Origin of the sequence: Flavobacterium sp. F52 (assembly GCF_000278705.1) — a bacterium.
Classification (GTDB): domain Bacteria; phylum Bacteroidota; class Bacteroidia; order Flavobacteriales; family Flavobacteriaceae; genus Flavobacterium; species Flavobacterium anhuiense.
Genome location: NZ_AKZQ01000023.1, coordinates 168,973 through 183,027, shown reverse-complemented (window position 1 = coordinate 183,027; position 14,055 = coordinate 168,973). Strand labels below are relative to the sequence as shown.

At 33.4% G+C, this 14,055-nt stretch carries 9 protein-coding genes; 3 read left to right on the top strand and 6 right to left on the bottom strand.

Features of this window, described 5'->3' with window-relative positions; all coding sequences use genetic code 11:
- Nucleotides 1–268 precede the first annotated feature (268 nt).
- Complete coding sequence (gene argS / locus FF52_RS08100) at nucleotides 269–2,047, bottom strand: arginine--tRNA ligase (protein WP_008464497.1); 1,779 nt, start codon at nucleotides 2,045–2,047, stop codon at nucleotides 269–271.
- Nucleotides 2,048–2,378: 331 nt separating this feature from the next.
- Here argS and FF52_RS08095 point away from each other — a divergent pair, with 331 nt between their 5' ends.
- Nucleotides 2,379–4,799: a TonB-dependent receptor domain-containing protein gene (locus FF52_RS08095; protein ID WP_008464496.1), complete on the top strand. Its 2,421-nt coding sequence runs from the start codon at nucleotides 2,379–2,381 to the stop codon at nucleotides 4,797–4,799.
- Nucleotides 4,800–5,009: 210 nt separating this feature from the next.
- Here FF52_RS08095 and FF52_RS08090 read toward each other — a convergent pair whose 3' ends face one another.
- Both FF52_RS08090 and FF52_RS08085 read right to left on the bottom strand, forming a co-directional pair.
- Complete coding sequence (locus tag FF52_RS08090) at nucleotides 5,010–5,681, bottom strand: copper homeostasis protein CutC (protein ID WP_008464494.1); 672 nt, start codon at nucleotides 5,679–5,681, stop codon at nucleotides 5,010–5,012.
- A 136-nt stretch (nucleotides 5,682–5,817) separates the two neighbouring features.
- A complete protein-coding gene (locus tag FF52_RS08085) occupies nucleotides 5,818–6,825 on the bottom strand; it encodes a 3-oxoacyl-ACP synthase III family protein (protein WP_008464493.1) in 1,008 nt (335 codons plus the stop codon).
- A 261-nt stretch (nucleotides 6,826–7,086) separates the two neighbouring features.
- Here FF52_RS08085 and FF52_RS08080 point away from each other — a divergent pair, with 261 nt between their 5' ends.
- Entirely contained in the window at nucleotides 7,087–9,498 is a 2,412-nt protein-coding gene (locus FF52_RS08080) for an alpha/beta hydrolase family protein (protein WP_008464492.1), read from the top strand.
- A gap of 94 nt (nucleotides 9,499–9,592) precedes the next feature.
- On the opposite strand, the gene FF52_RS08075 is transcribed toward FF52_RS08080, so the two are convergent.
- From FF52_RS08075 to FF52_RS08065, 3 genes are all read right to left on the bottom strand, one after another.
- Complete coding sequence (locus tag FF52_RS08075; protein ID WP_008464491.1) at nucleotides 9,593–10,543, bottom strand: ABC transporter ATP-binding protein; 951 nt, start codon at nucleotides 10,541–10,543, stop codon at nucleotides 9,593–9,595.
- A 105-nt stretch (nucleotides 10,544–10,648) separates the two neighbouring features.
- Complete coding sequence (locus tag FF52_RS08070; protein ID WP_008464490.1) at nucleotides 10,649–11,344, bottom strand: OmpA family protein; 696 nt, start codon at nucleotides 11,342–11,344, stop codon at nucleotides 10,649–10,651.
- A gap of 18 nt (nucleotides 11,345–11,362) precedes the next feature.
- A complete protein-coding gene (locus FF52_RS08065) occupies nucleotides 11,363–11,869 on the bottom strand; it encodes a lipocalin family protein (RefSeq protein ID WP_035691207.1) in 507 nt (168 codons plus the stop codon).
- A gap of 203 nt (nucleotides 11,870–12,072) precedes the next feature.
- Here FF52_RS08065 and htpG point away from each other — a divergent pair, with 203 nt between their 5' ends.
- A complete protein-coding gene (gene htpG / locus FF52_RS08060; protein ID WP_008464488.1) occupies nucleotides 12,073–13,953 on the top strand; it encodes a molecular chaperone HtpG in 1,881 nt (626 codons plus the stop codon).
- The last annotated feature ends 102 nt before the right edge of the window (nucleotides 13,954–14,055 follow it).

Sequence of the window (14,055 nt, the reverse complement as noted above, 5' to 3'; positions counted from 1 at the left end):
TAAGAATAAAAACCATCCAGTATATAGATGGTTTTTTCATTCTTTTCATCTCAACTAAAAGCGTACTAATTCAAAATAGTTAAAAATGAATATTTGAAGAATATAAATTGACTTGGAATTTATCACTTGCATTGTAACACTTACAAAGCCAGTGCAAAATTATCTAAGAATGAAACTACAGAAATGCCGGTAAAGCCAAAAAAGCAATAAAAAAAGCCAATAGTTTAAAACTACTGGCTTTTCTTCCTTAACTAGGTCTGTATTTTTTTTACATTCTCTCTGGAACTTCAATTCCTAGCAAATGAAATGCCGATTTAATTACTTCGGCTACTTTTTGAGACAGCTGTACTCTGAATATTTTTTTCGTTAAATCTACTTCTCCTAATATATGCACTGATTGATAAAAAGAATTGTATTCTTTTACTAAATCGTAAGTATAATTCGCAATTAATGCCGGACTATGATTTTGAGCCGCATTCTGAATTACTTCTGGGAAAAGCTCGATTTGTTTTACCAATTCTTTTTCCTTCTCGTGCAATTCTTCAATTTCAATTTTATTAGAAAAATCAAAATCGGCTTTACGGATTATGGACTGAATTCTCGCGTATGTGTATTGGATAAACGGTCCTGTATTTCCAGCAAAATCTACAGATTCTTCTGGGTTGAACAAAATACGTTTTTTAGGGTCTACTTTTAAAATGTAATATTTCAAAGCTCCTAAACCAATTGTTTTATATAGTTTAGCTTTTTCCTCATCAGAATAGCTGTCTAGTTTTCCTAAATCTTCTGAAATCTGTTTTGCTGTATCGGTCATATCTTGCATCAAATCATCAGCATCTACAACAGTTCCTTCACGGCTTTTCATTTTTCCAGAAGGCAAATCTACCATTCCGTATGATAAGTGATATAAACTGGAAGCCCAGTCAAATCCTAATTTTTTAAGAATTAAGAATAACACTTTAAAGTGATAATCCTGCTCATTTCCAACAGTGTAAACCATTCCTCCAACATCTGGCATATCTTTTACACGCTGAATCGCTGTTCCGATATCTTGCGTCATGTAAACCGCTGTTCCGTCAGAACGCAAAACAATTTTACGGTCAAGTCCTTCGTCTGTCAAATCAATCCAAACAGAGCCATCTGGATCTTTTTCAAAAACTCCTTTATCTAAACCTACCTGAACAACATCTTTCCCTAATAGATATGTATTGCTTTCGTAGTAATATTTATCAAAATCAACTCCAAGATTCGTATAAGTTGTAGCAAAACCATCATAAACCCATTCGTTCATTTTTTTCCAAAGTGCAATCACTTTTTCGTCGCCAGCTTCCCATTTCTTAAGCATATCTTGCGCTTCGATAATAATTGGAGCTTGCTTTTTGGCTTCCTCTTCTGTTTTTCCAGTTTCGATTAAACCGTTAATTTCGTTTTTGTATGCTTTATCAAACTCTACATAATATTTACCAACCAATTTATCTCCTTTTAAACCAGAAGTCTCAGGAGTTTCTCCGTTTCCGAATTTCTCCCAAGCCAACATCGATTTACAGATATGGATTCCTCTATCGTTGATAATTTGCGTTTTGTATACTTTTTTACCTGAGGCTTTTAAAATCTCTGCAACAGAATATCCTAACAAATTGTTACGAACGTGTCCTAAGTGCAAAGGTTTGTTAGTGTTTGGAGAAGAATATTCTACCATAACTGCTTTTTCATCTGGATTTGGAGCCACAAATCCGAATTGTTTTTGGTCTTTTATTCCGTTAAAGAAATTCACATAATAACTGTCTGAAATTACAATATTCAAAAAACCAGAAACTACATTAAAACGGGCAACTTCAGAAACATTTTCAACTAAATAATTTCCAATTTTATTTCCCAATTCAGCCGGATTGCTTTTAATCACTTTTAGCAAAGGGAAAATTACCATTGTAATATCTCCTTCAAACTCTTTTCTGGTAGTTTGAAACTCGATTTTATCAACAGTAACATCAAATAATGCTTGTATTGCTTTTTGTATAGAAGGTGTAAGAATTTGTTGTAATGACATGTAAACTTATTTTAAAGTGAGCAAAGATACTGCTTATTCATCAATTAGAGAAAATCAAAAACATATTAAATTAAAGAAAAGAGTTGCAATTTGACAAAAAAGAGCATTTTTTAATTGTTAAAATTATCAAAAAATTAAAACCCTAATCTCTTACAAAACAGCCAATGAGAAAAAAAATATATTTTTTTCTAGAATTTCTTGTAACATATCAACCGTAAAAGAGTCTTAATAGAGACTTTAATTTTTTGAAGTCAGGAAAAAACAAAAAAAAGAAAAACTAACAAAACGAAATCATCATCAATCAAATCAAAAAATAATCAGTAAAAAAATCATGAAATTAAAATTCTTTCTGTTTGCGTTATTAGGAATAATCGCAACTGCACAGGCCCAGAATACTGGAAGTGTTTCTGGAAAAATTACAGAAAAGTCAAACAACGCACCCATTTCTTATGCAACAGTTTCACTAAAAGAAAATGGAAAAGTAGTTTCTGGCGTAAACACAGACGATAACGGGGACTTTTCATTTAAAAATATTGCTTTAAAAAGTTATACGATCGAAATTCAATATATAGGATTTAGAAAATATATCGGTTCTGTGCTTTTGAGCGAAAACAAAAAAACGGCAACTATAAATGTTGCTCTTGAAGAAGAAGCAACACAACTTAAAGGTGTAAATATCGTTGCTGAACGTTCGACTATTGAACAAAAAATCGATAGAAAAGTGGTGAATGTTGGTAAAGATCTAACTACCGCTGGAGCTTCGGCGTCAGATATCATGAATAATATCCCTTCTGTGAATGTAGATCAGGACGGAAAACTTTCGCTTCGCGGAAATGACAATGTTCGTGTGCTAATTGACGGACGTCCAACAAATATTGATCCTGCTCAGTTATTGAAACAAATTCCTTCAACTTCTATCAAGAAAATTGAATTAATCACTAACCCAAGCGCCAAGTATAATCCAGAAGGAATGTCTGGAATCATTAATATTATTTTGCATAAAAATGCAAACACTGGTTTTAACGGAAGCTACAGTGGCGGTATTACTTTTGGTGAAACGGCAAAATACAATCAGTCTTTAGATTTAAACTATAAAACTGGAAAAGTAAACTTCTTCGGAAACGTGGGACAAAACTTTGGAAAATACCATAATAAAGGTTTCATTCAAAGATTTGATGAAGATATTACCCAAAAAATAGATGTTTTGAATGATAATGATTCATACTTATACAAAATCGGAATGGATTATTTAATCGATGATCACAATACTTTATCTATCTATACTAATCAGAATAAATCTACAGGAAAAGGTTATGTAGATACTGATATTGATTACAATAATGTAACCGGTTCTGATATTTCGAATATCTTTCAAAAATCAAGATATTGGGGGCCAGATCAGGTTGGGACATACAATTTAGCATACAAACACATTTTCAAAAAAGAAGGTCACACTTTAGATTTTGAAGCCAACTACAGTGACAATAAAGAAACTCAAAATGCTTCTTTTGATACTGAAACGAGAAAAACAGACAATACTGCAGGGAATGTCTTCTATGAAGATTATTTGAAAGGAACCCGAAAATTAAGCACAATAAACGTAGATTATGTTAATCCGTTAAACGAAAAAACAACGCTTGAAGCTGGTGCGGAAGCAAGAATTACAAGAACAGAAAATGATTATATTACTGGAAATCCTTTGCTACCTGTTGCAGATCAAATGTCTCACTATACTTATGACACAGATATTTATTCTGCTTATGTAACATTTGGGCAAAAATTCAAAAAACTAAGCTATCAAGTAGGTGCACGTTTTGAAAGCTATAAAGTTCAAGCCAACTTAAATTATGGTAAAGATAAATTTGACGATGATTACATTACTTTGTATCCATCAGCTTATTTAACATACAATATCACTGAGAAAAATACTTTACAGTTAAGCTACAGCCGTCGTGTTGACCGTCCGAGTTTAGAGCAGACAAAACCTATTCGTGAATTTGCTACTCCATTGGTGACTTCAATAGGAAATCCTGATTTAAGACCTCAGTTTACCAATTCTGTCGAGTTAAATTATACTAAAACCCTTGAAAAAGGAAGTTTTACAGCGGGTGTTTTTGTGAGAAGCATTAATGATCAAATTAGTAGAATTTTATATCCAGACCCTACGGATACAAGCGGGCAAAAACAGATCATGAGTTTTACAAATTTTGATCATAATACAGCTTACGGATTTGAAATGTCATTCAATTATAAAATCACAAAATGGTGGGATATTCAGCCATCGATTGATTTTTCTAGTATTGATCAATCAGGAGTTATATATGGTTTTATTCCAGAAAAAAATGAAATTGGGCCTAAAAACAAAACAGTTACTGTTTCTGCATTTAATGGACGTATGAACTCTAACTTTAAAGTAAACAAACGTTTAAGCTTCTTAGCTTTCGGATTCTACAGAGGCGCTACAGACGGACTTCAAAACAATAGCCACGAAATGTACAAAATGGATATTGGTACGCGCTACACATTGTTAGACAACAAAATGAATTTAAGTGTTCGTTTCAATGACGTTTTCAATACAATGAAATATGCTTTCGATACTGAGAATCCATATCCACAAGCTGGTCAGTTTAAATGGGAAAGTCAAACGGTTTACTTTGGTCTGACTTACAACTTTGGTGGTGGAAAAATCAAAAATTTACAGCGTAAACAAAGAGATGACAATACTAACAAAGGCGGGGGCGGAATGTTCTAACCTTGTCTGAGAAGATTTTTTAAATAATTTTTGAATAATTTCTTGTAGAAAAAAAGTCTGGAGCTTGCCAACTCCAGACTTTTTTTGTTTTATTTAATTCTACTAAAAATAATTTTGAAAATAATTTTTCACGCAGATTTAAAAAAGATTAAAGTAGATTTACACAGAGTAAATTAAGTAGCTTGGTAATATCACCCAACAAATTTTAATCTATAAAAAATTGCGTAATTCTTTTATTTCTTCTGGATTGGCAATTTCAGAATTATCTGTGATCGCAGAAGAATGATAAAAAGTTAAATCTAATTTTTCTTGCAGTAATTTTATATTTGAAGATCGCAAGCCGCCACCAGGCATAATTTCTATTCTATCTCCTGCCAATTCCTGAAGTCTAGCCAAAGCCTGAATGCCTTCTTCGACATTTACACCTTGCCCAGAAGTTAAAATTGTTTTGAAACCACAGTCAATGATAGATTCAAGCGATTTTTCGGGATTTTTTACCACATCAAAAGCACGGTGAAAAGTACAAGATAATGGGTGCGCCAAATGCACTAATTCTTTATTTTGCTTTTTATTTATTTTTCCGTTTTCTTTTAAGATTCCAAAAACAAAACCGTCAACCCCCAGCTTTTTATAGTGCTTAATATCTTGCTTCATTTCGGTAAGCTCTTCATCCGAATAAACGAAATCTCCTCCGCGAGGTCTTATAATGACATGCATTTTTATATTCAAACTTTCACGCACTTTCACTACCAAAATAGAATTTGGAGTAGTGCCTCCCAGTTTCATATTTTCACATAACTCAATTCTGTCCGCGCCATTTGCTTGAGCAATTAATGCCGATTCATAATTAAAACAAGCTATTTCCAGTTGATTTTTTTTCATTTTGATTTAAATAGTTTTTCTCCAAATGAAACCTAACAGGTTTTTAAAACCTGTTAGGTTTGAGTACGCAATTTATAAAAAAACCTGCTCCCAATAAGAAGCAGGTTTTAAAAAATATAAATGTAAGATGATTATTTTACCATTTAATAATAGCACTAGCCCAAGTAAATCCACTTCCGAAAGCTGCTAAAACTACAGTATCTCCAGATTTGATTTTTCCTTGTTCCCAAGCTTCTGTCAGAGCAATCGGAATAGATGCTGCTGTTGTATTTCCGTATTTCTGAATGTTGTTGTGAACTTGGTCGTCTGTTAATTTAAATTTGTTTTGAATGAATTGTGAAATTCTCAAATTTGCTTGATGTGGAATCAGCATATCAATGTCTGAAACTTGCAGCCCATTTGCTTCTAATCCTTCATTGATTACTTCTGCAAAACGAACTACTGCATTTTTGAACACAAACTGTCCATTCATATATGGATAATAACTTTCGTCATTTGGATCATTGTCTGCAATAATATCTGTTACCCAACGCGCACCCATTCCTGGCGCTTGCAAAGCTAACTCTTCAGCATGTTCTCCTTCTGAATGTAAATGAGTTGATAAAATTCCTTTTGTTAAGTCTTCTTCACGGCTCAAAACTGCCGCTCCTGCTCCATCTCCAAAAATTACCGAAACACCGCGTCCGCGAGTAGTCATGTCTAATCCTGTAGAGTGAACCTCAGAACCAATTACCAAAATATTTTTATACATTCCGGTTTTAATATATTGGTCTGCAACAGAAAGTGCATAAACAAAACCAGAACATTGGTTTCTAACATCTAATGCTCCAACTGTTCTTAAACCTAAATCTCTTTGAACCAAAACACCTGGTCCTGGAAAATAATAATCTGGACTTAATGTAGCAAAAACTACAAAATCAATATCTTCTTTGGCAACACCAGAACGCTCTATTGCAATTTTAGCTGCTTTTACTCCCATTGAAGTCGTGGTGTCTTCTCCACGAATGATGTGTCTTCTTTCTTGAATTCCAGTTCTTTCCTGAATCCATTCATCATTGGTATCCATTATCTTAGACAAATCATCGTTAGTCACCACATTGGAAGGAACATAATATCCTAAACCAGCTATTTTTGAATGATACATAATCAATTATTATTTATTAAAAATTTGGATTGCAAATTTACGCATACTTTAAAATATACGTATACAAAATACTATTTTTTTCGTTATTAGCAATTTAATATATTCTAATTATACAACCACTTATAATCATTTACTTCTTGAAAAGACAGCATTCAGACGCAAACATTGAAAAAAATTAAAAATCACGCATTAGATGTAACAACATAAAAGTATTTTAGACAAACATTTTGAATACTATTACAAACTCCTAAAATTTAAACTATGAAATTAAAGATTACGCTGTTTTTATTTCTAAATATAAGTTTTTTCTCTTTTGCTCAAGAGAATCTAACTTATCAAAAACCTTCTAAATCTATTTTAGATTTGGCAGATTACCAAAGAGTGCCTTCTGTATCTATGGATACCAAAAAAGAAAACATGCTTTTAATGTATCGCAGTACCTATAAAACACTAGATGACCTAAATCAAGACGAAGTTCGTTTAGCAGGTTTAAGAATTAATCCTGTTACTAATATCTCAAGTACTGTAACTTATCTAAACAACTTAAAACTAAGAAAAATAAGTGGTAAGCAAGAAATTCAGGTAAAAGGCCTGCCTGAAAATCCAAAAATAACAAACATTCTTTGGTCGCCAAACGACAAAAAAATCCTATTCTCCCATACTACAAATTCTGGGGTTGAACTTTGGGTTTTGGATGTGGCAACAGCACAAGCTACAAAACTTACAGAGGCTAGAGTAAATGCAAATCTTGGAAATCCGTTTAGCTGGTTTTTGGATAGTGAAACTATATTAGTAAAAATGCTTCCTAAAAATAGACAGCCACTTTTGGATTCTAAAAAAGATCTCCCAACAGGTCCGATTATTTCTAACACTTCAGGAGAAAAATCACAAAACAGAACCTATCCTGATATGTTGAAAAACAAAAATGACGAAGCTAATTTTGAAAACTGCATCACTTCTGAATTATATAAAATAAAACTAAATGGCGACGCTGTTTTATATAAAGAAGCGGCTATGTTTGCCGGAGAAAGAATCTCGCCAGATGGCAATTACATCATGCTGACAACCATTCAAAAACCATTTTCTTATGTAGTTCCATTAAATAGATTTCCATCCAAAACCATTGTTTATGATTTAAGCGGAAGAGAAATTAAAACGGTAAATGAGGTTCCTTTAAATGAAATTATGCCTAAAGGTTTTATGGCTGTCCGAAAAGGAAAAAGAGAAATGGCTTGGAGAAACGACAAACCTGCAACTTTATCTTATGTTGTGGCTCTAGATGAAGGTGATCCAGCAAATAAAGTTGATTTTAGAGATGAAGTTTTTCTTTGGGAAGCTCCTTTTGATAAAGACGCTTCTTCGTTGGCAAAAACGCCACAACGTTTTAGTGATATTATTTGGGGAGATGATAATCTAGCCGTTCTTTCAGAAGAATGGTACGACACGAGAAACACCAAAACATTTTTGATAAATCCATCAAATCCAAGTCAGCAGCCAAAATTGATTACTGATAGAAATTCTCAAGATGTTTATTCAGATCCAGGAGTTTTCGAAACAAGAAAAAATGCCTACAATAAATATGTTTTAGCTATCGAAAAAAATAATCTGTACAGAATTGGTGAAGGTTATACTAAAGACGGACAATTCCCTTTTGTGGACGAATTCAATCTGGAAACTTTAAAATCAAAACGTATTTATACTTCTCCATACAAAGACAAAAAAGAAGATATTTTAGAAATTGAAGATTTTAAATCTGGGAAAATATTAGTTCAGATTCAGTCAAAGACAGAATATCCTAATTATTATTTCAGAAATATTAAAAAACAAAACAGCTTAACACAAATTACTGATTTCAAAAATCCGTTTGAAAGCATTAAAAATGTTAGCAAAGAAGTAATTAAGTACAAACGTAAAGACGGTTTGGAACTTTCAGGAACCTTATATCTTCCTGCTGGTTACGATAAAGCTAAAAAAGAAAAATTGCCGCTACTGATTTGGGCTTATCCTGCAGAATATAAAGATCGAAATAGCGCTTCGCAATCGACTCAAAATTCTAACGAATTCACATTCCCTTATTATGGATCGTTTGTATACTGGGTTACAAAAGGATATGTTGTTTTAGACGATGCTGCTTTTCCAATTATTGGCGAAGGAACTACAGAACCAAACGACAACTTTATTTCACAATTAGTAGATAATGCAGCGGCGGCTATTGACGCGGTTGACGCTTTGGGTTATATCAATCGTAAAAAAGTAGCTGTTGGCGGACACTCTTACGGAGCATTTATGACAGCAAATTTATTGACGCATTCCAATCTTTTTGCCTGCGGAATTGCGAGAAGTGGGGCTTACAATAGAACTTTAACCCCATTTGGATTCCAATCTGAGCAAAGAAACTACTGGGAGGCTCCAGAAGTTTACAATGCAATGTCTCCATTTATGAATGCAGAAAAAATGAAAACTCCAATTTTATTGGTGCACGGAGAAGCTGATAATAACCCTGGAACTTTTACTTTGCAGACGGAACGTTATTTTCAAGCATTAAAAGGTTTAGGAGCGCCTGCAAGAATGGTTATTCTTCCAAAAGAATCTCATGGCTATGTTGCTAAAGAAAATATTCTTCATTTGCTTTGGGAGCAAGATCAGTTTTTAGAAAAGTATCTGAAAAACTAAATTTCTAATTTAATTCCAAAAGTAAACCCGACAGGTTTCAGAAACCTGTCGGGTTTATTATTTTAACAATTAGAAATTATCTAATATTCCCTAGTTATAAATAATTTAAAGCTAAAAACACTTCTTGTTCGAGCGGTAAATCTATTTCGCTTTCAAAGAAAATCAATTGCCTCTTATAAACCGTTTCAATCAAATAATGGCTTCCTCTAAAATAAGTTCTCCTAATTTTCACCATCAGTTTTGATTCTGAAACCATTTTAAATTGGTGTGGATAGACTAATGTTTTATGAGTTTCGTCTTCATATGACAATAATAAATGAGTTGGAATTTCATTCACTTCACCAAACAGAGAAGCGACATATTTAATTTTCGGGTCTTCATATATTTTTGCGGGATCATCCTTAACTAGCACTTCTCCGTTTCGCATCACTATGGCCTGATCTGCAAAAGACAAAGCATCGGTACTATCATGCGTTGCAATAATGCAGGTAATTCCTTTTTGCTTTAAATAACGGAACAAGTTACGGCGTAAAGCATTTTTTCTAAAAGCATCAATCTGACTGAATGGCTCATCCAGTAAAATCACTTCTGGTTCTAAAGCCAAAACTCTTACCAAAGCCACTCTTTGCTGCTGTCCTCCACTCAAGAATTTTGTTTTCACATTGGAAAACTGCTCCATTTCTACCATTTCCAATAATTCTTGAACACGAAGTTTTTTCATGTTTGCAAAACCATTTGATAGAAACTTACCGACGTTTTCTGCAACAGTCTCGTATGGAGACAAATCAAAATCCTGAGCCAGATATTTCATGTAAGGCATTCCTGGAATCAAATTAAACTTTGGTCCCAAAACTGGTTTATCCCCATAAAAAATCTTTCCCTCGTCTAGATCATAAAGTCCATATATAAGCTTGAGCAGCGTACTTTTTCCGCAGCCACTCTCACCAATAATGGCAATGTTCTGGCCTTTTTCAATAGAAAAAGAAATGTTTTTTATAACGGGACTTTCGGTGTACGAAAAAGATATATTTTGTATGTCGAGCATGAGTTGTAATATGAGACGTCAAATTTACAATGTTTAATTTCTAAAGTCAAAAAAAAGCTGCTTCAATTATGAAACAGCTTTTTTTATTATTTATTTTACTTGAAATTATTTTCCAGCTTCCGCTTTTGCGTCATTTACCATTTTGTCGTTTGCTGTAATGGCAAATTCAACACGACGGTTTTGTGCTCTTCCTTCTGGTGTATCATTAGTAGCAATCGGATCAGCGATTCCTAAACCTGAAGTTTTGAAACGGCTTGCTTTTAATCCTTTAGAAACTAAATAAGCCTGAACAGAAGCTGCCCTTTGACCAGAAAGCGTTAAGTTATATTCTGGTTTTCCTGTATTATCAGTATATCCAAAAATTTCAATATTAGTATCTCCGTAATCAGTAAATACTGGAACTAATTTGTCTAAGTTAGCTTTTGCCTGAGCTGTCAAAGTTGATTTGTTAGTATCAAAACGAACCGCATTTTCATTTAATGTCAAGTGGATTCCTTCACCAACTCTCTCAACATTAGCACCTGGTAAAGCTTGATCAATTTCACGAGCTTGTTTATCCATTTTGTTTCCAATCAAAGCTCCAGTTCCACCACCTACAGCAGCTCCAATTGCAGCTCCTAAAGCAGCGTTTCCGCCTTTACCTAAATTATTTCCTAAAATACCACCAATAACACCACCTGCTACAGCACCAATTCCAGCTCCTTTTTGTGTATTATTTGCATTTTTTACTGAATCGCAGCTTGTAAAAAAGCTAGCTAATACTAGTAAACTACTTAATCCTAAAACCGTTATCTTTCTCATTTTTTATACTTTAAAATATTAATTAGCTCTTTGAAATTGGTAAGTCACATCTTTTACTTGACCTCCAACATTAATGTTATCGATTAACTGAAAAGAGTTATCAGTCACACCAGCTACTTTTAGCAGATATCCTTCTTTAACGTTTTTAGATTTTGTTCCTGGATTTACAATTTTAAGAACAAAAAGACCTTGATTGTTGATACTCCAAACAATTGGCGAATTAAAAGCTGTACAACTAGGAGAATTTAAAGCCATTGTACCTTTATTATTGTTAGAAATAAAACTCCATGAACTTCCGATAAAACACTTAGAATCAGCCAAATCAAAAGAAGTTACTTTGATATAATCTGAACCAGGATAAGACACATTGGTAAGCACCCAATTTCCTTTTAACGCTACTTGAGTTGGTCTGTCAAGTTTTGTTGAAAGTGTAGTAGCCTCAGAAGACGAAGCTGTTGTCGACGAAGATGATTTACACGCAAAAAACAAAGCGGCAATCATACATATAAAAATACTCTTCTTCATTTTGTACAATTTTTTTAGATTAATAACTTGCCTTTTTAACAATTATTGTACCACAAATATACGATTCGTTGAGATAATTTTCGTTTTAGAATCTATTTATTTTCTTTCAAAATTAACATTTCCGACATTTTGTCACCCAAAAAACAATTGGTATTCTATTTGAATGAATGAAAATCATCAAATTAAATCAAAAAATAAAAAATATGGCAACAGGTAAAATTAATGTTTCAGTAGAAAACATTTTTCCTTTAATTAAAAAGTTCTTGTACAGCGACCATGAAATTTTCTTGCGCGAGCTTGTTTCTAATGGTACTGATGCTACTTTAAAATTAAAACACCTTATCAGCATTGGCGAAGCTAAAGTTGAATACGGAAACCCGATTATCGAAGTAAAAGTGGATAAAGAAGGCAAAAAAATCCACATTATCGATCAAGGTTTAGGTATGACTGCTGATGAAGTTGAAAAATACATTAATCAAGTAGCGTTTTCTGGTGCTGAGGAATTTTTGGACAAATACAAAGATTCTGCTAAAGATTCTGGAATTATCGGACATTTTGGTCTTGGTTTCTATTCAGCGTTTATGGTAGCTGAAAAAGTTGAAATCATTACAAAATCGTACAAAGATGAGCCAGCTGCACACTGGACATGTGACGGAAGTCCTGAGTTTACTTTAGGGCCTGCTGACAAAACTTCACGCGGAACTGAAATCATTCTTCACATTGCTGAAGATTCTCTTGAGTTCTTAGACGATTCTAAAATCAGCGGTTTATTAAACAAATACAACAAATTCATGCCTATTCCGATTAAATTCGGAACAAGAACTGAAACGCTTCCAAAACCAGAAGATGCTCCAGAAGATTACGTTAATGAAACTGTTGAAACTGACAACATCATTAACAACCCTAATCCAGCTTGGACAAAACAGCCTTCTGAATTATCTGATGAAGATTACAAAAACTTCTACAGAGAATTGTATCCAATGCAGTTTGAAGAGCCGTTATTCAACATTCACTTAAATGTAGATTATCCGTTTAACTTAACTGGTATTTTGTATTTCCCTAAATTGGGTACAGATATGCAGATCCAGAAAGATAAAATTCAGTTGTACCAAAATCAAGTTTACGTTACTGACAACGTAGAAGGAATTGTTCCTGAATTCTTGACGATGTTAAAAGGTGTAATCGATTCTCCAGATATTCCGTTAAACGTTTCTCGTTCTGGTTTACAGGCAGATGGAGCGGTTAAGAAAATTTCTAACTACATTACTCGTAAAGTAGCTGATAAATTAAAAGCTTTATTCAACGAAAACCGTGCTGATTTCGAGCAAAAATGGAATGACATTAAAATCGTTTTAGAATACGGAATGCTTTCTGAAGAGAAGTTCTACGAAAAAGCAGGTGCATTTGTTCTGTACCCAACGGTAGACGACACTTACTTCACTTTGGATGAATTAAAGGAAAAACTAAAAGAAAACCAAACCGACAAGGATGGTAAACTAGTTATTCTTTATGCAGGAAACAAAGATGCACAGCATTCTTATATCCAGGCAGCAAAAGATAAAGGTTACGAAGTATTGCTTTTAGATTCTCCGATTATCTCACACTTAATTCAGAAAATCGAAAACGACAATAAAGACTTGACTTTTGTTCGTGTCGACTCTGACCACATCGATAACTTGATCAAAAAAGAAGAAAATGCTATTTCTAAATTATCTGATGACGAAAAAGCAGCTTTAAAAACTTCTTTAGAAGCATACATTCCTAAAGCATACAGCGTTCAGCTAGAAGCTATGGATTCTCAAGCTGCTCCGTTTATCATTACGCAGCCTGAATTTATGCGAAGAATGAAAGAAATGAGCCAAACTGGCGGCGGAATGTTCGGAATGGGTAATATGCCAGAAATGTACAATTTGGTTGTAAACACAAATTCTGACTTAGCTTCAAGCATTTTAAATACTGAAGACAAAACACACCAAGAACATTTAGTGAAACAAGCTCTAGACTTAGCTAAATTATCTCAAAACCTTCTAAAAGGTGAAGCACTTACTGCTTTTGTTAAGAGAAGTTTTGAAATGATTAAATAATCATTCGAAAATAATATTTCTGAAATCCTGCAAATTAAGTTTTGCAGGATTTTTTTTTGATCGAAAATCGCTCTTAAAAAAGGGTCATTTTCCCCTTTTCTC

Bases quoted from the DNA above. Each gene is read 5' to 3' on its own strand.
- argS (WP_008464497.1), bottom strand. From the start codon at position 2,047: ATGTCATTACAACAAATTCTTACACCTTCTATACAAAAAGCAATACAA.
- FF52_RS08095 (WP_008464496.1), top strand. From the start codon at position 2,379: ATGAAATTAAAATTCTTTCTGTTTGCGTTATTAGGAATAATCGCAACT.
- FF52_RS08090 (WP_008464494.1), bottom strand. From the start codon at position 5,681: ATGAAAAAAAATCAACTGGAAATAGCTTGTTTTAATTATGAATCGGCA.
- FF52_RS08085 (WP_008464493.1), bottom strand. From the start codon at position 6,825: ATGTATCATTCAAAAATAGCTGGTTTAGGATATTATGTTCCTTCCAAT.
- FF52_RS08080 (WP_008464492.1), top strand. From the start codon at position 7,087: ATGAAATTAAAGATTACGCTGTTTTTATTTCTAAATATAAGTTTTTTC.
- FF52_RS08075 (WP_008464491.1), bottom strand. From the start codon at position 10,543: ATGCTCGACATACAAAATATATCTTTTTCGTACACCGAAAGTCCCGTT.
- FF52_RS08070 (WP_008464490.1), bottom strand. From the start codon at position 11,344: ATGAGAAAGATAACGGTTTTAGGATTAAGTAGTTTACTAGTATTAGCT.
- FF52_RS08065 (WP_035691207.1), bottom strand. From the start codon at position 11,869: ATGAAGAAGAGTATTTTTATATGTATGATTGCCGCTTTGTTTTTTGCG.
- htpG (WP_008464488.1), top strand. From the start codon at position 12,073: ATGGCAACAGGTAAAATTAATGTTTCAGTAGAAAACATTTTTCCTTTA.